The organism is Massilia sp. CT11-108, assembly GCF_047302915.1.
Taxonomy (GTDB): domain Bacteria; phylum Pseudomonadota; class Gammaproteobacteria; order Burkholderiales; family Burkholderiaceae_D; genus Telluria; species Telluria orientalis.
Genome location: NZ_JBKYMO010001256.1, coordinates 1 through 443 on the forward strand (window position 1 = coordinate 1; position 443 = coordinate 443).

The following is a 443-nucleotide window of genomic DNA, read 5'->3' on the forward strand; positions in this document are numbered from 1 at the left end:
AGCTGGGACACATCGGCGCAGCGCTCGGCACGATCCGCCCGCCGTCCGGGCGCCTGCAGCACGAGACGCGCCTGCTGGCGCGCCGGCTGGCCATCCTCGGCCTCGCCGTGAGCCTGCTGCTCGTGCTGCTGCTCGGCTGGCGCTCGGGCGACTGGCTCGACGCGCTGCTGGCGGGCGTGGCGTTGTCGATCTCCGTGCTGCCGGCCGAGTTCCCCGTCATCCTCACCGTCTTCCCCGCGATCGGGGCCTGGCGCCTGGCGCGCAGCCGTGTGCTGACGCGGCGCCTGGCGGCCATCGAAATCCTCGGGTCGACGTCGGTGCTGTGCGTCGACAAGACCGGCACCCTGACGGAAAACCGCATGGTACTGCGCAGCCTGTGGCGCGCCGGCACCGGCCACGACGTCGTGCCGGGCGACCCGTTGCCGCCGGCGCTGCGCGAACTG

At 73.8% G+C, this 443-nt stretch carries 1 pseudogene; it reads left to right on the forward strand.

Features of this window, described 5'->3' with window-relative positions:
• Positions 1-443: pseudogene (locus ACEN88_RS34295) on the forward strand (hypothetical protein); the annotation flags it as partial.